General features: G+C 56.2%; 17 protein-coding genes. 12 read left to right on the top strand and 5 right to left on the bottom strand.

The genetic code is table 11. From position 1 onward, the window contains the following. The first annotated feature begins 186 nt into the window (after nt 1–186). Entirely contained in the window at nt 187–1479 is a 1293-nt protein-coding gene (locus HOP44_RS01820) for an MFS transporter (RefSeq protein ID WP_172250025.1), read from the top strand. Between the two features lie 213 nt (nt 1480–1692). Then, the gene (locus HOP44_RS01825; protein WP_172250027.1) at nt 1693–2487 is read left to right on the top strand and encodes an SDR family NAD(P)-dependent oxidoreductase; all 795 of its coding nucleotides are present in this window, start codon (nt 1693–1695) and stop codon (nt 2485–2487) included. Between the two features lie 60 nt (nt 2488–2547). Here the strand turns inward: HOP44_RS01825 and HOP44_RS01830 are convergent, their stop codons facing one another. Further along, entirely contained in the window at nt 2548–3180 is a 633-nt protein-coding gene (locus HOP44_RS01830) for a YktB family protein (protein ID WP_172250029.1), read from the bottom strand. A gap of 209 nt (nt 3181–3389) precedes the next feature. Between HOP44_RS01830 and gndA the strand changes: the two genes are divergently transcribed. Beyond that, entirely contained in the window at nt 3390–4841 is a 1452-nt protein-coding gene (gndA, locus tag HOP44_RS01835; RefSeq protein ID WP_172250031.1) for an NADP-dependent phosphogluconate dehydrogenase, read from the top strand. Nucleotides 4842–5120: 279 nt separating this feature from the next. Here gndA and HOP44_RS01840 read toward each other — a convergent pair whose 3' ends face one another. Then, nucleotides 5121–5423: a rhodanese-like domain-containing protein gene (locus tag HOP44_RS01840; protein ID WP_172194898.1), complete on the bottom strand. Its 303-nt coding sequence runs from the start codon at nt 5421–5423 to the stop codon at nt 5121–5123. A gap of 93 nt (nt 5424–5516) precedes the next feature. Here HOP44_RS01840 and aroA point away from each other — a divergent pair, with 93 nt between their 5' ends. The 4 genes from aroA to ptsP all read left to right on the top strand — a co-directional run bounded on the left by aroA (nt 5517) and on the right by ptsP (nt 11158). Beyond that, the gene (gene aroA, locus HOP44_RS01845) at nt 5517–6809 is read left to right on the top strand and encodes a 3-phosphoshikimate 1-carboxyvinyltransferase (protein WP_172250033.1); all 1293 of its coding nucleotides are present in this window, start codon (nt 5517–5519) and stop codon (nt 6807–6809) included. 37 nt (nt 6810–6846) lie between these two features. Further along, nucleotides 6847–7281, top strand: coding sequence for a CoA-binding protein (locus HOP44_RS01850; RefSeq protein ID WP_172250035.1), 435 nt, complete (start codon nt 6847–6849; stop codon nt 7279–7281). Nucleotides 7282–7541: 260 nt separating this feature from the next. After that, a complete protein-coding gene (locus tag HOP44_RS01855) occupies nt 7542–9431 on the top strand; it encodes a glucose PTS transporter subunit IIA (protein ID WP_172250037.1) in 1890 nt (629 codons plus the stop codon). Next, complete coding sequence (gene ptsP, locus HOP44_RS01860) at nt 9428–11158, top strand: phosphoenolpyruvate--protein phosphotransferase (protein ID WP_172250039.1); 1731 nt, start codon at nt 9428–9430, stop codon at nt 11156–11158. The genes HOP44_RS01855 and ptsP overlap by 4 nt, the downstream gene beginning before the upstream one ends. 124 nt (nt 11159–11282) lie before the next feature. On the opposite strand, the gene HOP44_RS01865 is transcribed toward ptsP, so the two are convergent. Next, complete coding sequence (locus tag HOP44_RS01865; protein ID WP_172250041.1) at nt 11283–11819, bottom strand: type 1 glutamine amidotransferase domain-containing protein; 537 nt, start codon at nt 11817–11819, stop codon at nt 11283–11285. Between the two features lie 271 nt (nt 11820–12090). Here HOP44_RS01865 and HOP44_RS01870 point away from each other — a divergent pair, with 271 nt between their 5' ends. The 4 genes from HOP44_RS01870 (at nt 12091) to HOP44_RS01885 (ending at nt 14874) form a co-directional block, all read left to right on the top strand. Next, a complete protein-coding gene (locus HOP44_RS01870; RefSeq protein ID WP_172250043.1) occupies nt 12091–12543 on the top strand; it encodes a hypothetical protein in 453 nt (150 codons plus the stop codon). A 117-nt stretch (nt 12544–12660) separates the two neighbouring features. Beyond that, nucleotides 12661–13002 carry a bacillithiol system redox-active protein YtxJ gene (gene ytxJ, locus HOP44_RS01875; protein ID WP_172250045.1) on the top strand — a complete coding sequence of 114 codons (342 nt, stop codon included), beginning with the start codon at nt 12661–12663 and terminating at the stop codon, nt 13000–13002. A 140-nt stretch (nt 13003–13142) separates the two neighbouring features. Then, nucleotides 13143–14153, top strand: a complete 1011-nt coding sequence (ccpA, locus tag HOP44_RS01880) for a catabolite control protein A (RefSeq protein WP_172194890.1) — start codon at nt 13143–13145, stop codon at nt 14151–14153. Nucleotides 14154–14169: 16 nt separating this feature from the next. Beyond that, entirely contained in the window at nt 14170–14874 is a 705-nt protein-coding gene (locus HOP44_RS01885) for a 5'-methylthioadenosine/adenosylhomocysteine nucleosidase (protein WP_172250047.1), read from the top strand. A gap of 170 nt (nt 14875–15044) precedes the next feature. On the opposite strand, the gene HOP44_RS01890 is transcribed toward HOP44_RS01885, so the two are convergent. After that, nucleotides 15045–18314 (bottom strand): penicillin-binding protein 1A, encoded by a 3270-nt coding sequence (locus HOP44_RS01890; RefSeq protein ID WP_172250049.1) that lies wholly within the window; start codon nt 18312–18314, stop codon nt 15045–15047. Nucleotides 18315–18507: 193 nt separating this feature from the next. After that, nucleotides 18508–19107 (bottom strand): 30S ribosomal protein S4, encoded by a 600-nt coding sequence (gene rpsD / locus HOP44_RS01895; protein ID WP_172250051.1) that lies wholly within the window; start codon nt 19105–19107, stop codon nt 18508–18510. 492 nt (nt 19108–19599) lie between these two features. Here rpsD and HOP44_RS01900 point away from each other — a divergent pair, with 492 nt between their 5' ends. Further along, nucleotides 19600–21579, top strand: coding sequence for a sensor domain-containing diguanylate cyclase (locus tag HOP44_RS01900; protein WP_172250053.1), 1980 nt, complete (start codon nt 19600–19602; stop codon nt 21577–21579). Nucleotides 21580–21677 lie beyond the last annotated feature (98 nt).

Here is a 21677-nt window from a genome sequence, read left to right on the forward strand (position 1 = left end):
CGCGGATCGCCGAGCGGAAACGCCGCCCGGACCGTTAGACTTCCGGCATGCTCTATCTATATAATGGCTAAGGAAGCTTGGAGATCGATATTCGCAAAGACCAGGCAGCAGACCGCATGGTTTCGAACGCGGCATGCGCAGAGGCCGCCTGCACTTCAGAGGCACCCGGCCCGAAAGGGGAACATTATGAATGACCGTCTGACCGGATTGAATCCGGCATCCAAACGATTTTCCGTATTCGGCTGTTTGTGGATTATCGTATTTTTGACCGAATTCGTCAAAGGGGCCCTGCTTGTTACGGTGCTTCCCGTTTATATGAACGATACGCTGGGGCTGCCGGCCTTTACGATCAGCCTGGCGTTTTCGCTGCAGTACGTAGGCGACAATCTGCTGCGCAGTCCGACAGGCTGGCTGGCCGAACATGTCGGACTGCGCTGGACCATCGTAGGAGGCCTGCTGCTGTCCTGGGCGGCTGTGGGCGTGATCGCTTTTTCGATGACGGGCGTTTCGCTTATCGTGGCCTGTACGCTGCTCGGGATCGGGACCGCGCCGATCTGGCCGGTCGTGATGAGCACAATCAGTATGGAAGCGGATCTAAACGGCGGGACCGGCGCGAAAATGGGCAGTATCCAGATCGCGACGCTTGCGGGAACCGGAGCCGGACCGATCATCTCCAACCTGCTGGTGGGCGATTCTTACCGGGTCGTATTCTGGGTACTGTTTGGCGTAATGGCGCTCGTAACGGCCGCCGCCCTGCTGCTTCCGCGGCAGATGCTTGCCCCGCTGACGCCGAAAATGATCCGTCGCCCGCATGCCGGATTTTCTTTTCCCAAAAAGGTTCGCCGCCTCGTCAAACGGCACACGGTCCGCTCGGTATATTCCGTACGCAAAGTGCTGCGTGCGCTGAGCGCGCTGAAGCTGACGCCGCTGCTGTATCCGGCCATGTTTCTTCAGTCGTTCGCGATCGGCATCCTAACGCCCGTTATTTCGGTCTATATCCGCAACGAACTGGGGATGACGCCGGGGCAGTTCAACATCCTGCTGATCGTCGGCGGGGGCGTAGCGGTAGTCGGCATGATCCCGGCCGGCCGGCTGGTCGACAAATTCGGCACCCGCTGGTTTCTGCATATCGGCTTCCTGATGGCCGTGATCGCCTTGTGCGGACTCGCTTCTACCCACGCGATGATGCTCGTCTGGTGCTTCGTACTGACGGCGGGTGCGGGATTTGCGATGATTCTGCCCGCCTGGAATACGCTCTTGGCCGAGCTTGTCCCCGAGAAAGAGCGCGGAGCGATCTGGGGAGTGTTTCTTACGCTTCAGGGCGTGGGAACCGTCCTGGGCCCCCTGGCGGGCGGCTGGACCTGGGATAATCTCGGTCCCCAGGCGCCGTTCTGGGCCAGTGCCGTTTCGATGGGTCTGCTGCTGCTGATTCACGCTCCCCTGTCGCGCGCTTCGCGCCGGCGTGCACGGGCGGCTTGAGCATCGGTACCTATTCTCCCGCAGAAGGCGGGCTTATAAAAGAATAGGACTTTCTCTAGGAAGTTCTCGACAGTCCGAAGCCGCCCTCCGAGGGCGGCTTTTTGAGTATCGGCGCTTTGCGAAGCCAATCAAACGCGGCCGGAACGGTTAAAGAAAGAAGGCGGCTTGATTCGTCGGATCGATTCCGATTCGACAGGACTGGAGGAATAGAAGATGCAGCTGAATCTGAACGACAAAATCGTGATCGTAACGGGAGCGAGTTCCGGGATCGGCTTGGCGGCGGCCCGGCTTTTTCTGGAAGAAGGCGCAAAGGTGGTCGGCGCAAGCCGCCATCCCGACCGGATCCGCGAACTTGGCGGCGAAGACCGGGTGCTGGCGGTCGAAGCGGATCTGAGCACGGCGGAAGGACCGAAGAAACTGGTGGAAGCGGCGATCGAAAAGTTCGGACGCATCGATATTCTGATCAACAATGCGGGTATTTCCCATTCGCGGCTGGACGGATTTCTCGGCACGAGCGACGAGCAGTGGGAAGAGACCTACCTCAACAACCTGATGAGTATGGTCCGCACTTCAAGAGCGGCCATTCCGCATATGACGGAGCAGGGCAAAGGGGTCATTATCAGCGTCGCTTCGGAAGATGCGCGTCAGCCGCAGCCGATGTCGGTCGATTATTCGGCATTCAAGGCGGGTCTGTTGAGCGTAGGCAAAGCGCTGTCGCTTGAATTCGGCGGACAGGGGATTCGGGTCAAGACGGTATCCCCCGGACCTACCCATACGAATCTCTGGGATCAGCCGGGCGGGATGATCGATGCGATCTCCGAGAAATTCGGCAAGCCTCAAGGCGAAGTCATCGACTTTTTCGTGGACGAGGTGCGGGAACTTCCGGTCGGCCGGATCGGACAGCCCGAAGACATTGCCGCGATGATCGTGTTCCTCGCTTCCGACAAAGCGGAATATGCGGACGGTGCGGAATATCCGGTAAACGGAGGGTCGTTCAAGGGCATGTAGAGTCAAAAAAGGCCGCGGCCGGTTTCCCCTGTGCAGGAGAAGCCGACGCGGCCCGTCTTTTTAGAAAGCCATTCGGTACAATGGGAGCAGCGTATCGAAAGTATCTTCGATCGTGCGGATCAGCGCGTCGCCGTCCTTCACCCGCGGATCGTCTTTTTGCAGGAAACGGCCGCAGAGCACTTCGGATTTCTTGACCGAGCCGAGCCGTTCGGCGATTAAACGAAGCCCTTCGCGGCCGAGTTCCGTATGCGGAGTGCCTCCCGGTTTGGTGTGATCGACCGACCAGTAGAACTCGTGCTGCGCTTCTTTGGGCACAAGATCGAGCACTTGGCGTTCATGCGTATGCAGCGAGCGGGCGAGAATGGTCTTGTTCGGACTTTCGTAGATCACGGCCATCACGATGAACAGGTAGTCGGCGAACATCCCTACCTGAAAATGCGGAAGCGCTTTGTAGCCCCGTTTGCTGGTTGCCCAAGCGACCCAGGTGTCGTTCGGGGGGTGGACGGTGCGCCGGGCGTGTTTGGCCACATGCGGGTACATTTCTTCGCCGCATTTCGCGGACAGGAACGGCGCGATGCCGCGGCCCAATTCGTCGAGTTTCGGTCTGACGTTCTCGATCAGAGCGTTCATGCGCGGTTCCAATCCTTCTATTTCGAAGACGGAAAAATCTTTTTCGTGAAAACCTTGTTTCATGTTCATGCCCCTTTCAAAAATGCGGTTTCCGGAGAATCCGCAGGCGATTCAACGGCCATTATAGCACGAAGCCAAAGGCTGCAAGCAAGTGGAACACATCATGAAGGCTTCATGAAGAGCAATTCCGAGGACTTCACTTTACTAAACAAAACGAGTACAATGAAAATTATTGCAACCCTATTTCATACGCAAAGGATGGAGAACCTAAAATGTCGAAACAGCAAATTGGCGTAGTCGGCCTTGCCGTCATGGGCAAAAATCTGGCGCTCAATATCGAAAGCAAAGGTTTTACCGTCTCGGTATATAACCGCTCCCCGCAGAAGACCCACGATCTGGTCGAGGAAGCCAAAGGCAAGAATCTCGTGGGTACATTCTCGGTGGAAGAGTTCGTTCAATCCCTTGAAGTGCCGCGCAAGATCCTGATCATGGTTCAAGCGGGTCCTGCAACGGACGCGACGATCGAGCAGCTGATTCCTTTCCTGGATCAGGGCGACATCATCATCGACGGCGGCAACGCCTACTTCCCGGACACGCAGCGCCGCAGCGACGACCTTGAAGGCAAAGGTTTCCGTTTTATCGGCACGGGCGTATCGGGCGGCGAAGAAGGCGCGCTCAAAGGCCCTGCGATCATGCCGGGCGGACCGAAAAGCGCGTATGAACTGGTCGAGCCGATCCTGACTTCGATTTCGGCTCACGTGGACGGCGAACCTTGCTGTACATACATCGGACCCGGCGGCGCAGGCCACTATGTCAAGATGGTGCACAACGGCATCGAGTACGGCGACATGCAGCTGATCGGCGAAGCTTACCACCTGCTCAAAGACGTGGTCGGCGCCGACACGGACGAGCTGCACCAAATCTTCGGCGAATGGAACAAGGGCGAACTCGACAGCTACCTGATCGAGATCACGACCGACATCTTCTCGCAAAAAGACGAAGAAACGGGCAAAGCGATGGTCGACGTGATCCTCGACTCCGCCGGCCAAAAAGGCACAGGCAAATGGACCAGCCAAAGCGCGCTCGATCTCGGCGTGCCGCTGTCCATGATTACGGAATCCGTATTTGCGCGTTTCCTGTCCGCCATGAAAGAAGAGCGCGTAGCGGCAAGCAAAGTGCTCAGCGGACCGAAAACGGAAAGCTTCTCGGGCGACCGCGCCGAGTTTATCGAGAATGTGCGCAAAGCGCTGTTCGCGAGCAAAATCGTATCGTACGCGCAGGGCTTCGCGCAGATGCGCGCCGCTTCCGACGAATACGGCTGGGATCTGCAGTACGGCAAAATCGCCATGATCTTCCGCGGCGGCTGCATCATCCGTTCGCAGTTCCTGCAGAACATCAAAGACGCTTACGAGAAAAACGGCGAACTTGCAAACCTGCTGCTCGACGATTATTTCAAAGACGTCATCGAGAACTACCAGGATTCGTGGCGCAAAGTCATCGCTTCGGCCGTCATGAACGGGATTCCGGTTCCGGGCTTCGCAAGCGCACTGGCTTACTACGACAGCTACCGCACGGAACGTCTGCCGGCGAACCTGCTGCAGGCGCAGCGCGATTACTTCGGCGCCCACACGTTCAAGCGCGTGGACAAAGAAGGCGTCTTCCACCACGAGTGGCTCGACCTGGACAACGGCACGCTTGATCTGCCGGGCACCACAAACCAATAACCATCGTTCGTTAAGCGCCTTAAAGGAAATTTTTCAAACGGCAAAAAGCGGCGGGGGCCGTCTTTCGGGACTGCCTCGGCCGCTTTTTCTTTTGCTTTTTCATACCCAGGGCAGCAAAAGCTTCGGTATCCAAGGTTGATTTAGCGCTTTACAGCGTCTAATGATTGAACGGAAATGCGTAAACGTGTATAGTGGAAAAAGGAAATTCGATGCGGGTAGGACGGATGGGCCGCAGCAGGCACAAAAAAGAGCCCGTAGGCTCTTTTTGCATCACTGTGCCTATTCTTCGTTCCATTCGAGCATGCCGCCGGTCATATTGACCACTTTGTCGAAGCCGGACTGCTCCAGATATTCGCAGGCGCGTTCGCTGCGGTAACCGCTGCGGCAGATAAATACCGTTTCGCGGTCGGGATCGAGTTCGTCCAATCGTCCGGCCAGTTGGCCGAGCGGGATATGAACGGCACCGGGGATCATGCCCTGGGCAACTTCTTCGGGTTCGCGTACGTCGATCATCAGCGGGGCATCGCCCCGTTCGATCCGTTCGCGCAGCTCCGAAGGTTCAATCTGTGCAATGGGATTCATGGCTTTCCTGCCTTTCGGTTGGGATATGTTCATGATAGCCAATATCAAAAACTTGTGTCAAATCCAAACCCACAAGCCCGGAGGAGAATCGTCATGGATGTGATTGTCAGACGTACAGAGAGACTGGAAGGCGCCATTGAAGCTTTATCGTCCAAAAACTATACGACCCGTTATCTGCTTGCCGCCGCTTTGGCGGAAGGAACAAGCATTGTACGTTTTCCCGCGCACAGCGAAGACAGCGACGCCATGCGCCGCTGCATCGCGGAACTCGGAGCGGAACTGGAAGAAGACGACGAGAAGATCGTCATCAAGGGATTCGGGCGGAGCCCCAAGCGGGCCGCCGAGCTGAATGTCGGCAACGCGGGTGCGGTTCTGCGTTTCCTGCTGGCTGTGTCGGCGCTGTCGGAAGACGTCCATTTCGTCAATACGTATCCCGATTCGCTTGGCAAACGTCCGCACGACGACCTGATCGAAGCGCTGCAGCAGATGGGCGCGCAGGTCGACCATAACGGCGGCAGACTGCCGATTACGGTCAAAGGCCCTGTCAAAGGCGGGGCGGTCACGGTATCCGGCGAGGTCAGTTCCCAGTATCTCAGTGCCCTGCTGTTTCTGACTCCGCTGCTTGAAGAAGACAGCGTGATTACGGTTACGGGAGATTTGAAGTCGAAAGTCGTGGTCGGCCAGACGCTTGAAGTCCTGGAGCAGTCCGGGATCAAAGTCGAAGCCGACGCCGACTATTCCTGCTTCCGCGTACCGGGCGGACAAACTTATCGGGCTGGCGAATACGCGGTGCAGGGCGATTACCCGGGATCGGCGGCGATTCTGTCCGCAGCCGCTGTGCTGCCTTCCGATGTCACGGTTCGCCGTCTGGCCGTACACAGCCGCCAAGGCGAGCGCGCCGTCGTCGACGTGCTGCGCATGATGGAAGCGCCGCTGAGTCATGAGCACGATATTGCGGTCGTCCGGGGAACCGGCGCGCTCAAAGCGGTCGAGTTCGACGGTGACGCGGCGACCGATGCCGTGCTTGCCATGGTGGCGGCGGCCGTGTTCGCGGAAGGCACTTCGCGTTTCTACAATGTGGAGAATCTGCGCTACAAAGAGTGCGACCGGATCACCGATTACCTGGCCGAACTGCGCAAAGCCGGGGCGGATGTGGAAGAAACGCAGAGCGAGATTATCGTGCACGGACGTCCGCAGGGCGTGGCGGGCGGCGTCCGTATCGATTCGCATTACGACCATCGCGTGATTATGGCGCTGACGATCGTGGGCTTGCGCGCCGAGCAGCCGATTACGATTACCGATGCGCATCACGTTGCCAAATCGTACCCGGGCTTTTTTGACGATATGATTGCGCTTGGCGCCAACGTCGAATGGGTAAAAGAATAAGCGAAAGCTTATCCCAGGACCCAAGGAGGAAACAGTCATGCCTTTTCAAAATCCAAGCCGTGAACGGATCGGCGAACTGCTCGAGGCAGCCGGGAATATTGCGGTTGTCGGACTGTCCGACAAGACGGATCGGACGTCTTATATGGTGTCCCAAGCGATGCAGTCGCGCGGTTACCGGATCATTCCGGTGAATCCGACGGCAGCCGGAGAGACCATTCTCGGCGAAACCTGCTATGCTTCGCTTGCCGACGTGCCCGAGCCGATCGACATCGTCGACGTGTTCCGCCGCAGCGAGTTCTGCGCCGACGTCGCCCGCGAATCCGTGGAAGTCGGCGCGAAGACGCTGTGGCTCCAGTCCGGCGTCTTCAGCGAAGAAGCCGCGCAGATTGCGGGCGATGCCGGTCTCACCGTCATCATGGACCGCTGTATCAAAGTCGAAGACGCCGTTACCGGCGCCGGTTCAAGGCGTTGAACCCGCTTTTCGTTTAGAACCGCGCATTTTTTTGGCAAGTCCGCCTTTTTGGCGCAGGCGTTGATCAAACTCTTTATTCAAGCGGCACCCGGCGATCCCCGATCGTCAGGCGCCGTTTTTGTTTTCCTTATCCGTCCGACTGCCTCGGCGTTTCCTGCCCGCAGCGGGGACTTGATTCCCACGCGGAAAAACGCCGTAAATGCTTTGACAAACAATCCTTCAAAGCTTAACATTTGTAGGAAGAGAGGAGAGGGGCATCTTTGAATTGGTTAGGTTCGCTTCAACAGCTTGGCCGGGCCGTGATGATCCCGACAATGGTTCTGCCTGCGGCAGCCATTCTGCTCAGTGTGGGCAGTCTTCCCTGGGAGGTCTGGGGGCTTCCGAGCGTATCCGAAGCGTTAAATGTGGCCGGATCGGGCGTTCTGCTCTACCTGCCGTATCTGTTTGCCGTAGGAGTGGCTCTCGGCCTTGCCAATCAGGCGGGTTATGCCGGTTTGGCGGCACTGATGGGCATGACCATCTACGAGCGGGTCATCGATCACTTTGCAAACGGACAGATTCAGCCGACGACGCTGATCGGTATTCTGCTCGGCGTAATCGCGGGCGCACTGTACAATCGCTTCAAAGATATCAAACTTCCCGAAACGATCCAGTTTTTTGGCGGATCGCGTTTCGTGCTGCTGTTTATGGGGCTGCTGTCGGCGCTGTTCGCTTTTGCCATGCTTGCGATCGGTCCGCTGCTTCAGGCGCTGATCAATCTCATGCATCTCGAAGTGCAGGCCACAGGCGGCTTCGGATTGTTCGTATACGGGATTTTGTACCGGGTGCTGTCGGCTTTTGGGCTGCATCATCTGCTGAATAACGTGGTCTGGTTCCAATTCGGTTCTTACGAGACCGCATCGGGCATGATCGTGCAGGGCGACCTGCCGCGTTTCTTCGCCGGAGATCCGACCGCAGGGTTCTTCATGGCGGGCTTGTTCCCGATCATGATGTTTGCGCTGCCCGCAACGGCGATGGCGGTGATTCACGAAGCGCGCGAGGATTTGAAACCGAAGGTGCGCAAAACGTTCGTTCGCGCCGCACTGGTCTGTTTGTTGACCGGCGTGTCGGAACAGATCGAATTCGCGTTCCTGTTCGCTTCTCCGTTCCTGTTTGCCCTGCACGCCGTACTCGCGGGGTTTGCCATGTGGCTGACCTACGCGCTGGATATTCACCACGGATTCTCGTATTCGGCGGGCCTGATCGATTTCGTCCTCAATTTCCATCTATCGACAAACGGCTGGCTGCTGATTCCGATCGGGATCGTATACGGACTGGGATATTATATGCTGTTCCGCTGGGCGATCCGCAAATTCCAGATTCCGACACCGGGACGCGAAGAAGGCTCGACGCTTGAAGATTGGGCCGGCAATATTCCTTACCGCGCTCCGCTGATTTTGCAGGCGCTGGGCGGAAGAGACAACATCGTTCAGGTCCAGGCTTGTATCACCCGTCTGAGACTTACCGTCAAAAGCGATCGGAAGATCGACGGGCACGCGCTCAAATCTCTGGGTTCAGCGGGCTTGATCCGGCTTGGCGGCGGCAATGTGCAGGTCGTCTTCGGCACGTACTCGGAGCTGATCCGCGAAGAGATCAACAAGCTGATCGACCGCGAGCTGGATCATGTGCTGTTCGCTTCGCCGGTGCAGGGCCGGATGATGCCGCTCGACGAGGTGCCGGATCAGATTTTCGCCAAGAAACTGGTCGGCGACGGAGTCGCTTTTATTCCCGAAAAAGACGAGCTGGTATCGCCGGTAGCCGGCACGGTGCTGCATATTTATCCGATGCAGCACGCGCTCGGGATCCGGACGAACGAAAATGTCGATGTGCTGCTGCATATCGGGATCGATACTTCGCATATCGAAGGCGCGTTCAAGGCTTTTGTCGAAGTAGGCGATATCGTGGAACCGGGACAGCTGTTGATCCGTTTCGATCTGCCGCTGCTGCGGGAAAAAGCCAAATCGCTCGCCACACCCATGCTGATCACGAATCCGGATCGCGTACGGTCCTGGAGTTTCGCGCCGTTCAAAGCGGTCAAAAAAGGACAGGCCTCGGTCATGTCGGTCGTGCTGTACGATAAAGATAGAGAAACGGGAGGGGGAGGAAGATGATAATCGGTATCGGAGCCGCACCCGGCGTAGCGATCGGCAGAGCTTTCGTTCTGCCGACATGGGAATGGGATGTGCCGGATCAGAAGATGGATGTTGTTGATCTGACGCGCGAATTCGAGCGTTTGACCGAAGGCATCCGCACATCCCGCTGCGAGATCGAGGACATGAAAAAAGAGGTCAAGGAAATGGTCGGGCCGGAGGAGTCGAGTATCTTCGACGCCCATCTGGCGATCCTGGAAGATCCGGTCTTCATGAGCGAAATCAAAGGGATTATCGAGCGGCAGTACAAGGCGGCGGAAGTAGCGGTCAAGGAAGCGATCGATCACTTCGTCACCATGTTCGACCTGCTCGACGACGAATATATGAAAGAAAGGGCGACCGACATCAAGGATGTGGGCAACCGCCTGCTCAAGCATCTGCTCGGAGCACCCGAGATCAAGCTTCCTTCCGACACGCAGCCGTATATTCTGGTCGCCAAAGAGCTGTCGCCTTCCCAACTGGTCCATCTCAATCCGAAGCATGTGCTCGGTATTGTCACGCTGATCGGCGGCAAGACGTCGCATTCGGCGATTATGTCGCGCGCGATCGGGATCCCGCTGGTAGCGGGGCTCGAAGGCAGGCGCGAAGAGCCGTTCCAGACCGGCGAGCTGCTGGTCATCGACGGCGAAGAAGGCGTAGTGTTCATCGATCCCGACGAAGAGACGCAGCGGGTATACGAAGAGAAACAGAGAAAGCTTCAGCGCAAAAAAGAACAGCTGCAGCTGTTGGCCCAAGTCGATGCGGTCACCCGCGACGGAGAGCGCTTGACGCTTGCCGCGAACATCAGCTCGCTGCGGGAACTGGAAACTTCGCTCAAGCACGGCGCCCAGGGAGTCGGCCTGTTCCGAACCGAGTTCCTGTATATGGACCGTTCGGAATTCCCGAGCGAAGACGAACAATTCGACGTCTACCGCCGCATTGCGCAGCGGGCGGCCGGGCAGCCGGTCGTGATCCGGACCCTGGATATCGGCGGCGACAAACAGCTCGACTATTTCGCGCTTCCGGAAGAAGACAATCCGTTTCTCGGCTACCGGGCAATCCGGATCAGTCTGGACCGGCCGGACCTGTTCCTGACACAGCTTCGGGCCATTCTTCGCGCAAGCGCGTTCGGCGAGGTGCGCGTGCTGTATCCGATGATCTCTTCGGTGGATGAAGTGCTGCAGGCCAAAGCCTTATTGAAACGGGCAATGGAGCAGTTGGACGATCGGGGAGAAGCCTACAACGCGGATATCCCGGTCGGCATTATGATTGAAGTGCCGGCGGCGGCCGCGATCGCCGATCTGCTGGCGGAAGAAGTCGATTTTTTCAGCATTGGCACAAACGATCTGGTGCAGTACGTACTGGCGGTCGATCGGATGAACGAGCAGATTGCGCATATGTATCATCCGTATCATCCCGCCGTACTGCGGATGCTGCGCATGACCGTAAATGCGGCACAAGAGCGGGGAATCGAAGTGAGCGTCTGCGGCGAGCTGGCCGGCGACGAACGGGCGATCCCGATCTGGCTGGAACTCGGCGTCAGCAAACTCAGCATGTCGCCGCAGTCGCTGCTTCGCGTCAAGCACCGCGTGCTGAACACGTCGGCGGCCGAGGCCCGGGAAACGGGCCGCCAGTGCTTCAGACTGGGCCACTCGGGCGAGATCGAACGGCTGCTGTCCGAATTCGTGGTCCCGGTCGCGGAGAGATAAATGCGTTTCAGTCTACAGCACAACACAGGACAGCAAAAAACCGCCCTCGACTCGATCGGGAGCGGTTTTTTGCATTTGTTTTGACACGTGATTCCGGGCTGCCGATAAAACGTGAGAGACGTTTTTATTGGGCGGCTTTGGAATTCGCCAGCGCGTCGCAGAAAGCTTTGCCGTAAGGCGGCAGGTCGGGCGGTCTGCGGGCGGACACGATATGGCCGTCGACAACGACGGCTTCATCTTTCCAGATAGCGCCGGCGTTTTCCATATCGTCGCGGATGCCCGGCGTGGAAGTTACCGTAACGCCGTCCAGAATCTTGGCCGAGATCAAGACCCAGCCGGCATGACAGATTTGTCCGATCGGCTTTTGGGCTTCGTGCATCTCGCGGACCAACTGAAGAACTTTCGGATAGCGGCGCAGCTTGTCCGGCGCCCATCCGCCCGGTACGAGAATACCGTCGTAGTCGGCGCTGCTCAGCTCGTCGAATCCATATTCGGCTTCGGCGGGAACGCCGTATTTTCCTATATAAGTCTTGCCTTTTTCCGCTCCGGCCAGATGGACCTCGGCTCCTTCTTCGCGCACCCGATAGACGGGAACCCACAGCTCAAGATCTTCAAATTCCTCATCTACCAATGCAATGACTTTTTTTCCGTCAAGACGCATAAGTCACCGATCCTTTCCTCTGTTTGTAGGGGATACGAATGTTTCACCTCTTTTATTGTAACAGGATGAAAGAAGTACCGCAAAAAAGCAAAAAACCAAAAACGTTTTTTTGAAAGCGCTTAATTAATTTGTAAAAGAAGCAGGAATTTGCGCAAGACACAGCGAATCTATTGCATGAAGTGCTGCTGCTTGTGGATAAGGTGCCTACTGGCGGGCTTTGGATGTTCAAGCGCGCTGACTCTGACTATCAACATTGGAGGGGATTGTTGGGATGCTGGAACATTGCAAATGCGGACAAAGATACGATCTGGATTTTCGGCTCATCGATTTTAAAAAGCAGGTCAGCATCGACAACGTGCCTGTTCTGGCCTGCCCGCAATGCGAACATGAAGAAGTACTGCACTGGGTCAAAGGAGATTTGGCTGCGCTGCTCAACAGCCTGCCGCTCGAAAGCGAACCCTACGGGATCGATTTTACGGATTTCAACGAGCTGGCTTCTATTGCGTACCATATTTTCACCTGCAGCGAAGCGGACACCAAAGAAGCGTTCAAAGCCGAGATTCGGCTCAACTGTGCCACCCGCATCAATACGCTGCTGGATTTGTACCGCTGCGCCTGCGAAGTGGGCGATCGTTCCTGGATGAACGAAATTGAAGCAAGGCTTGCCCAGTTGAGCGAGAAAGTCCTGGTCAATGGGCAGCAGGTCCGTTATTCTTCCGTATGACCGTACCGAAAATGCTCTTTTTGACTTCGATTTGCCGTGTTGTTAAACTGAAAGCGAACATCTGTGTGCAGCATTATCGGCTTATTTGGATGTATCGCAGAACGGGAGGAACGACTTATGGCCACTTTTAATCAGATTACAACCAGCGAACAGCTGGAAGCCCTTATTCAAGAATCCGGTGAAAAGCCGGTCCTGATCTTCAAGCACAGTACCCGCTGCCCGATCAGCTCGAGAGCCTATTTGGAAGCCAAGCGTTATTTGGAAGATTCGCCGAATCCGGATGCCGCTTATGCGTTGATTCATGTTGTCGAAGACCGTCCGGTTTCGCTCGAAGCGGCCGATCGTCTGGGTGTCGAGCATGCTTCGCCCCAGGCAATCCTGCTCAAAAACGGACATGCGGTCTGGAACACGTCGCATTCCCGGATTACTTCTTCCGCGCTTCGGGAGGCCCTGTCTTAAGACAGGCGCCTTTTTTGGAAAAAAGTGAAGCGTTAACATTGCACACCCAACAAATTTATCGTATCATGGTACTAATGAAAGCTTGAATGTAATTCATTGAAACATGATTGAAAAATTTACTGGCAATGGAGAGAACAGATGTGACGGTAACTATTTATGATGTGGCGCGCGAAGCTGGCGTTTCGATGGCCACCGTTTCCCGGGTCGTTAACAACAACCCCAACGTGAAGCCGCAAACCCGCAAGAAAGTATATGAGGCGATTGAGCGTCTAGGCTATCGTCCGAACGCTGTGGCACGCGGTCTGGCCAGCAAGAAAACAACGACGGTCGGTGTAGTGATTCCCGATATTTCGAACTCGATTTTCGCCGAGATCGCCCGCGGCATCGAAGACATCGCCAATATGTATCATTACAATATTATTTTGTGCAACGCCGATAAGAAAAAAGACAAAGAAATCCGCGTCATCAATACCCTGCTGGAGAAACAGGTCGACGGTCTGCTGTTCATGGGCGGCACGATTACCGAAGATCACGTCCAGGCGTTCCAGACGGCATCCGTGCCGATCGTTCTTTGCGCAACCAAAGATGAAAACGGTACGATTCCGGCCGTCGATATCGATCATGAAGCAGCTGCTTTCGATGCGGTCAGCACCCTGGTCCGTCACGGTCACCGCGAGATCGCGATGATCAGCGGTACGCTGCAGGATCCGGCAAACGGTTACTCGCGTTTCCAAGGTTACAAGCGAGCGCTTGAAACGGCGGGAATCGAGTATCAGGAAGATCTGGTCCGCATCGGTAATTATCGGTATGAGTCCGGTGTGGAAGCGATGAAGTATTTCCTCGGCCTCAAACGCAAGCCGAGCGCGATCTTCGCCGCAACGGATGAAATGGCGATCGGAGCCATCCACAGCGTACAGGACGAAGGCTATAAAGTGCCGGACGATTTCTCGATTATCAGTGTGGACAATATCCGTATGGCTTCCATGGTACGTCCGCAGCTGACGACTGTTGCTCAACCGATGTACGATATCGGTGCAGTGGCGATGCGTCTGCTGACCAAGCTGATGAAAAAAGAGAACGTCGAAAATTCACAGGTTATTCTGCCGCACGAAACGATTCTCCGGTTGTCCGTCGCTCGTCTGAACGACTGAACCAGAGTGTAATCCGATGAAAAATCCGATTGCCCTGATGGGCGCGATGGATGAAGAAGTCGAGCTTCTGCTTGGCGAGACGGAACATGCCCGCAGCCGCAAAGCTGCGGGCATTACGTTTACCGAAGGCTTGTTCCGCGGACAGGATGTGGTGATCTGCCGATGCGGCGTCGGCAAGGTCAACGCCGCTGCGGCTGCGCAGGTTCTGATCAGCGAATTTGGCGTTCGGGCTTTGGTATTTACCGGTGTAGCCGGAGCGCTGCATCCGGATCTTTCGATCGGCGATCTGGTTCTTGCCTCCGAAAGTCTGCAGCATGATATGGATGCGTTGCCGCTCGGTTTTGCTCCGGGCGTAATTCCTTTTCAAGAAGAATCCGTGTTTCCTGCGGATCAGCGTCTGATTGCCTTGGCCGAGCAGTCGTGCCTAGCGGAGAAGATTGATTTTCGTATAGGACGCATTTTGTCGGGAGATCGCTTTGTGGCCGACCGCCTTGAAGTTGCGAGACTGCGGCGCGACTTCGAAGGACTGTGTACGGAAATGGAAGGAGCGGCGGCAGCCCAGGTCTGCCGGATGAACGGAGTACCGCATGTTATCATCCGCTCCATGTCCGACAAAGCGAACGGAGAAGCGCCAGGCAGCTTTGCCGAATTTACCAAAGAAGCCTCAGCCCGGTCTTTTGCCGTCGTAGCCGGAATGGTCGAACATTGGACGGCTCTGTAATAGGAGTTGACGGGAACGTTGGATGCGCCGCCCAGGCGGTTGCCCAACCGAAATAAAAAGCCCGCGATTACCGAAGTATCGGTAATCGCGGGCTTTTCGTATACAACCGCTTGTGAGATCGGAAGATGGGAGATGTTCTTCCCGCCTTCCGATCCGTTGAAGCGAAGCTGTTACGGACTATCCATATGCAGCGTCTTGGATGGAGGGGATTCCCCGGCTTCGTTGGAAGCCGAGACTCTAAACCAGGCCTTGAACGGAGCCTGGGCCGAATAACTGAATGAAGCGGAGCCCGTACTGCCGATCGCACTGTAAGGGCCATCCGCTGCCGCACTGTAGTAGACGGTATAGGAGGTGGCGCCTTCGGTCGGCTTCCACGTGAGCTGAACGCCGCTTGCCGAAGCCATACCCTGAAGCTGCTGCGGTTCGGCCGGCGCCGTAACCGCAGCAGGCGGAGGAGGTTCTTCTTCCGCAGGCGGCGGAGTCACGGTCTCGGCAGGGACTTCCGGCTGCTCTTCTTCCGGCTGCTCTTCTTCCGGCTGCTCGGTTTCGGGCTTGGTGCCTTCGCCCATTTCGCCAAGCTGCTGTTCTTCTTCCGGTTTCGTTTCTTCCGGAGGCTCGACGGCCGGCTGTTCGATAGCATCGTTTGGAACCACAATACCTTCGACCGTTACGCCTTCTTCCGGTACGGTTGGTTCCGCTTCCGGCGCCGCCGTCGGTTCGGAAGGAGGCTGCGGTGATGAAGCCGCGCCTACGCTTCGGCTAGGCGCCGATTCTTTGCCGGCTACGTCGACAGCCGTCACGTAGTGGGTGGCGGAACTCGGGGAAATCTGGAACTGCAGGAAGTTCCCGGTCTGAACCGTTCCGGCATATTGGAACGAGTTTCCGCCGTCCCAAGAGCTGTACAGGCGATAACCGACAACATCGTTCTCCGGATTGCCCGTAAAGGCGATCGCGCTGCCCGAATTATCCATCCACACATTGACCGGAGCGGAAGGCGCACTGCCATCGTCCGTCCGTGGATCGACTTCCTTCGGCATGTCGACGCCCGCATCCGCAGGAATGTAGTACTCGAGCGGCTGGCCGTCGTTCATTTTGGACAATGCGTTTTTGAGTTCGAGAATCAACTGGTTGATCGGCTTCTCCCGGTTGACGGTGACTTTCTTCAGCACCATATCGTCCGGAGTTTCCGGGTGAGGCACGTAATTGACTCCGTTATAAACGATATATTTCGCGTTCACGAGGCCATCGTCATAATCGGTCGGTACATATTTTTCATTGAAAATGTCCGTGACCAGCTTGCCCGATTGCACCGTTAATTCGGTTGGCAGCTTGCCGCTGAAGCCCGAGACGGTCTTCGTCACGATGCCTTTCGGTTCCGCAAACGTCTTGGTCGGGAACAACTCGGGTTTGAGTGCGGTCACTTCATTCATGATCGTTGCCCACAGGAAGCGGGCACGTCCTTTGTCATCGTTCATCGTGTTGACCGGTTCGTTGTAGCCGGCCCATACGCCGAGCGTCAGGTCCGGCGTATAGCCCATAAACCAAACGTCGCCGTAATTTTGCGTGGATCCGGTCTTGCCGGCAATCGAGATATTGCCGTACTGCTTGAACAGACCCGGGATGCCGCTTACCTGTGCGTTGCCCGTTCCTTCGCTGACTACCGTCTTCAGCATGTCGGTCATGAGATAGGCGGTCTGCTCGGAGAAGACCCGGCTCGGATTGACCTGGTGCTTGTACACGATATTGCCTTTGGAATCGACAATCTTCTCGATCGTATACGTTTCGTTGAACTCGCCGCCGTTGCCGATCGAACCGTAGGCACCCGCGAGTTCCTGAACGGTAACCCCTTGGCGCATGCCGCCGAGAACGCCCGTCGTATTTTTGTAATCGTCGTCGGTGATCGTGGTAATGCCCAGCTTTTTGGAGAACGCCCAAGCGTTTTTGACGCCGACTTTCTCGTTGAAGAGCTTAAGTGCCGGAATATTGAGCGACTGGTTGAGTGCATAACGCGCCGTCACCAAACCCTGATAGCGGCCGTTGGCATTTTTCGGAATGTGATAGGACGAACCCGAAGGCAGAATGATCGGCGCGTCGTCGATCACGCCGGCCGGCTGGATAAGTCCGGCGTCGAGCGCAGGCAGGTAGGCTGCGATGGGCTTCATGGTCGAACCCGGCTGCCGTTCCATCTGCGTGGAAAGGTTCATCTCCAGCGTGCCGAAACTGCGGCCTTCGATCATGCCGAGTACGGCGCCCGTCTTCTGGTCGATCAGACTTGCGGCCAACTGCTGCGGAAGCCCGCCGGGATCCGCAGGACCGAAGTTTGCCGGATTCTCCGCGACGGCGCGCATCGTTTTGTAAATGTCTTTGTCGATGGTGGTGTAGACGCGGTAGCCTCCGGTCAGCAGCAGCTGATTGGCCGCTTCGTAAGAGGAACCGTTCTCGCCCGAAGCGGCGTCTCCGCCCGGGTTCTGCAGGGTCATGACGATTTTGGTCGCTTCGCGTTCGACCTCTGCCATCAGATACGGATAGGTGGCGTAAGCTTTCGGCATTTTGCCGGCCAGCGAACTTTGCAGGTCGAATTCGAGCGCTTCGTCATACTCGGCCTGTGTGATTTTGCCGTCTGCCCGCATATTGGACAATACCCGATGCTGGCGGCTGACGGCGTTGTCGAAGCCTTTTTTGTTGAATTCCCCTTGGCTGTCAAAAGCGGAATACGTGGTCGGAAGCTGGGGAAGCCCCGACAGATAGGCGGCTTGGGCCAAATTCAGCTGCGCAGGATCGCTGATACCGAAAATACCTTTGGCCGCCGCTTTGACCCCGAACAGATTGTAGCCGGCGGCACCTTTGCCGAACGGCATCTTGTTCAGATAAGCGGTCATGATTTCTTCCTTGGAGAGGAAGCGTTCCATCCGCAGAGACAGGAGGATTTCCTTGATCTTGCGGTCGTTTGTTTTGTCCAGGCTCAAAAACACGCGGCGCGCCAACTGCTGGGTCAATGTGCTGCCGCCCGTTTGCACAGGTTCGTTCAGCACTTTTTGCTTGACGGCCCGGAGGGTGCCTTTTGTATCGATACCCGGGTGTTCGTAGAAACTCTTGTCTTCGATCGATACCAGTGCATCGATGACGGTCCGCGGAATCTGGTCGTATACGACAGGTCTGCGGTCTTCATCGGTACGAAGCTGGCCGATCGGGGAATTATCCCTGAAATAAGCAAAGCCCGTAATCGAATTCTGGTCGATTGCCTGTTCAATCGAAGCTCTAGAGCGAACAGGCTCATCCTTGAGGATGGAGGTCACATACCCCGCTGCTGCGCCTCCCCCAAAAAGAACGGCTGCAAAACCCAAAATGACGACCCACTTAAAGAAGGTCAGCATTTTGCGAAGCGGCGATCTTTTTTTGACGGAAGGGTTCGTTTCGGGCTTTTTTTTCTCATCTGCCATTGGCGTATCTTCCTCCTTTGAACAGGGCTTATTATAGCACAAAATCAAGAAAAACAGCATAAGGAATGGGGAGGGGGGCTGAAGGAGGAGGCAAAGACTCCAAGCCGGGAAAAACAGAGGGGCGGGCAGGTTATCCATAAAAAAATACCCGCAAGCTGCAAAGCTTGCGGGTATTTCGATGAGGCTTCCCGAATTAACGGTTGTAGAATTCGACGATTTGCTTTTCATCGATTTCTTGCGAAAGTTCGCCGCGCTCAGGCAGACGGAGGTACTTGGCTTCCATCGCCGTGTCGTTGTACTCGATGTAACCGACAACGTGTGCACGGTTTTCCAGAGCTTCCTTGATGGAAGCCATGCCGCGGCTTTTCTCACGAAGGCCGATTACGTCGCCAAGGCTTACTGCGTAAGAAGCGATGTCGACTTTTTTGCCGTTAACCGTTACGTGACCGTGAGCGACCAGCTGACGCGCGCCTGCGCGGGAGTTGGCGAAGCCCATACGGTACACCAGGTTGTCCAGGCGGCTTTCCAGCAGGAACATGAAGTTCTCGCCGGCGATACCTTGCATTTTTTGTGCTTTTGCAAACAGTGTGCGGAACTGCTTCTCGCCCAGACCGTACATGTGGCGCAGCTTTTGCTTTTCCTGGAGCTGCATGCCGTAGTTGCTTTGTTTTCTGCGTTGGTTAGCGCCATGCTGACCCGGAGGGAAGTTGCGCTTGAGATCTTTGCCGTTACCGCTCAGGGAAATACCGAGGCGGCGGCTGAGTTTGAATTTAGGGCCTGTATAACGTGCCATATTGGAAAAACTCCTTTGTCATGTGTAATGGCCGGGGAACCGTGTGCGCCGTATTTTGTTTCGCGTACGCAGGCCGGAGACGCTCTTCTCTATATAGAGAGGAAACGAATCAACGTACTCATATCGGGAGAGTTCAGCCGCTGTCCCGATAGCAACAAAACGCGTGAGGGTGACGCACCGTTACACCCAGATACGTAAGTATCCGGCGTTCATACATCACTAAATTTTATAGGATAAACCCTTGTTCGTCAAGCCTAAAAAAGGAAATGAAAAACTTAAATTTTAAACGCGAAAACCGATTGAGCCGAAAGACCCAATGAAAAGGAGAAATACCGAAAAATAAGGTGCAAAAGTGGTGCAAAAAGAGTAATATAAGAAAAAGGTATAAGGAATACGCATACAAGCCCGGCTTTTGCACAGCTTCCATTTTGCGAAACCCGGGCTTTGCAATACGGCAGCGACAGGCATTGTTTTCGGCAAAGGAGAGAAGTTATGTCCGAGCACGCAGGGAAGAACCGGGTGGAGGAAATTCGGCGCGACGAAATCGGCCAGGCGCTGTTTCCCGTCGTATCCCGCGGCGATCAGTCCTTCTGGATTCAGTCCGTGGATATCGGCACGGCCGATTTCCCTTATATAGAACCTTTGCTGAAAGAAAGCTTCGCCGACTGGCGGGAGCAAAATGCCGCGTCCGTGTCGAAAGCGGAATGGTTTTTGTTCAGCCACGAAGGAGAAGCCGCTTCCGGCGATCCGGAGCTGATCGGCCATTTGAAAGATCAGCCCGTACATGCCGGCTGGATGTCTCTGGCGACCCGGGAGCCGGTATATGTGCCGGCCGTGCGCCACGAAGGCGAATACATGCGCAGGCGGACGGCTTTTGCCGTACCGGTCTTTACCCGGAGCGGGGGCGAAGTTTTCGCCGCTTTGGGCTGCGTGGTTCCCGAAGAGGAAGCCGACGGCATGCTGCGGTTGGTAGAGATGGCCGCCGCGCATTTCCGGACCTGCTTTTACCAGAGGCTGGAGTATTCCTTCGTTTACGATACGCTGTACACCCGGCAGGCCGGAACCTCGGCATTGAATGGGGATTCGGCGCTGTTTCGCATGGTCCGAAGACTGTACGACAAATTCAACGTGGACGGCGTACTGGAGGAACTGCTGCGCATCGTGCTGGTCCTGTATCCGTCGGCCCGCTGTCAACTGCTGATGACGCAGGACTACCAAAGCTCGAATCCGCAGCTTCAGTCTTTCATGCTGGACCAGCGTAAACAGGATATCAGCATGACGGCTTTCATGAAAGGAAGCGTGGAAGTCGAGCTTGTTCCGTCGCCGGAGTATCCGGAGCGGATCGAAGCGGCGCTTCCCTTGGCGGGACATCAGGGCATCTACGGCGTTTTCCACTTTACGCTGGATCTGCCGCCGGACCGTCTCGACACGCGCCTGCTCGGCATGATCGCGGATACGGCCGGCAAAGCTTTTGAGAATGCCAAATTATACGAGCAGTCGAATCTGCTGATCCGCGAACTTCTGCTGATCAACGAGCTGACCAAGCGTCTGAACCAGAATCTGCAGCTCAGCGAAGTTTTTGCTTTTGCCATCCAGGAACTGGTGGGCATTTTCAGTGCGGACTACTGCTGCATTGTCAAAGACAATCCGCTGCAGCAGCGCTTCGATGTGATGGCCTGCAGCCTTCCCGAACTTCAAGGCTCTTCGTTCAGCCGGGACTACGGATTCGCGGGAACCGTTCTGCGTACGCAGGAACCGCTGATCGTATCGGATTATCTGGAGTCTTCGATACCGTCCCGCTTCATGGAACTTGCCGAAGCCCGTTCCATGATCGCGGCTCCGCTGATCTCGAACGGCAAAGCGATGGGCGCGGTACTGCTCGCCCAGCGCGAGCACCATTACTTTTCTTACGAGAACTTCAAGCTGCTGCAGATGCTCTCGACGCATATCGGACTGGCCGTGAGCAATGCGACGCTGCATGCGGAACTTGAACGCATGGCCAACCGCGATACGCTGACGGGACTGTATGTGAGACGCTATCTCGACGAGCGTATCCATGCGCATCAGCTCCGGGGCTCCAAAGGCTCGCTGCTTGTCATCGATATCGACCGCTTCAAGCAGGTCAACGATACGTACGGTCACCAGATCGGAGACTCCATTTTGCAGCAGGTGAGCGGAATGATTGTGCGGTCGATCCGCGAGACGGACGTCTCCGCCCGTTGGGGCGGCGAAGAACTTGCCGTGTATTTCCCGGAAACGGCGCTTGAGGAAGCTCTGATCGTTGCCGAGCGGATTCGCAGTTTCGTCGAAGAAGAAACCCATCCGGCGGTTACGGTATCCTGCGGGGTCGCCGAATGGGCGCAGGAAGATATGACGATCAGCGTCGAATCGCTTTTTTATCGCGCGGATATGGCTCTTTACCAAGCCAAGAACAGCGGCCGCAACCGGATTCGGGCCGCTGCCGGCGATTGAACGCGGAATTTGGGGAAGCTCCGTGCGGCCGAGGCCGTTCGGGGCTTTTTTGCATGCCGGAAAAGCGTCATCCGATGACTTCAAGCGGGGGAAGTGCT

The sequence above is a fragment of the Saccharibacillus deserti genome (genome assembly GCF_013618475.1).
Classification (GTDB): domain Bacteria; phylum Bacillota; class Bacilli; order Paenibacillales; family Paenibacillaceae; genus Saccharibacillus; species Saccharibacillus deserti.

What these genes read in the sequence shown, in the direction of transcription:
- HOP44_RS01820 (WP_172250025.1), top strand. Translation starts at nt 187, where the DNA reads ATGAATGACCGTCTGACCGGATTGAATCCGGCATCCAAACGATTTTCC.
- HOP44_RS01825 (WP_172250027.1), top strand. Translation starts at nt 1,693, where the DNA reads ATGCAGCTGAATCTGAACGACAAAATCGTGATCGTAACGGGAGCGAGT.
- HOP44_RS01830 (WP_172250029.1), bottom strand. Translation starts at nt 3,180, where the DNA reads ATGAAACAAGGTTTTCACGAAAAAGATTTTTCCGTCTTCGAAATAGAA.
- gndA (WP_172250031.1), top strand. Translation starts at nt 3,390, where the DNA reads ATGTCGAAACAGCAAATTGGCGTAGTCGGCCTTGCCGTCATGGGCAAA.
- HOP44_RS01840 (WP_172194898.1), bottom strand. Translation starts at nt 5,423, where the DNA reads ATGAATCCCATTGCACAGATTGAACCTTCGGAGCTGCGCGAACGGATC.
- aroA (WP_172250033.1), top strand. Translation starts at nt 5,517, where the DNA reads ATGGATGTGATTGTCAGACGTACAGAGAGACTGGAAGGCGCCATTGAA.
- HOP44_RS01850 (WP_172250035.1), top strand. Translation starts at nt 6,847, where the DNA reads ATGCCTTTTCAAAATCCAAGCCGTGAACGGATCGGCGAACTGCTCGAG.
- ptsP (WP_172250039.1), top strand. Translation starts at nt 9,428, where the DNA reads ATGATAATCGGTATCGGAGCCGCACCCGGCGTAGCGATCGGCAGAGCT.
- HOP44_RS01865 (WP_172250041.1), bottom strand. Translation starts at nt 11,819, where the DNA reads ATGCGTCTTGACGGAAAAAAAGTCATTGCATTGGTAGATGAGGAATTT.
- HOP44_RS01870 (WP_172250043.1), top strand. Translation starts at nt 12,091, where the DNA reads ATGCTGGAACATTGCAAATGCGGACAAAGATACGATCTGGATTTTCGG.
- ytxJ (WP_172250045.1), top strand. Translation starts at nt 12,661, where the DNA reads ATGGCCACTTTTAATCAGATTACAACCAGCGAACAGCTGGAAGCCCTT.
- HOP44_RS01885 (WP_172250047.1), top strand. Translation starts at nt 14,170, where the DNA reads ATGAAAAATCCGATTGCCCTGATGGGCGCGATGGATGAAGAAGTCGAG.
- HOP44_RS01890 (WP_172250049.1), bottom strand. Translation starts at nt 18,314, where the DNA reads ATGGCAGATGAGAAAAAAAAGCCCGAAACGAACCCTTCCGTCAAAAAA.
- rpsD (WP_172250051.1), bottom strand. Translation starts at nt 19,107, where the DNA reads ATGGCACGTTATACAGGCCCTAAATTCAAACTCAGCCGCCGCCTCGGT.
- HOP44_RS01900 (WP_172250053.1), top strand. Translation starts at nt 19,600, where the DNA reads ATGTCCGAGCACGCAGGGAAGAACCGGGTGGAGGAAATTCGGCGCGAC.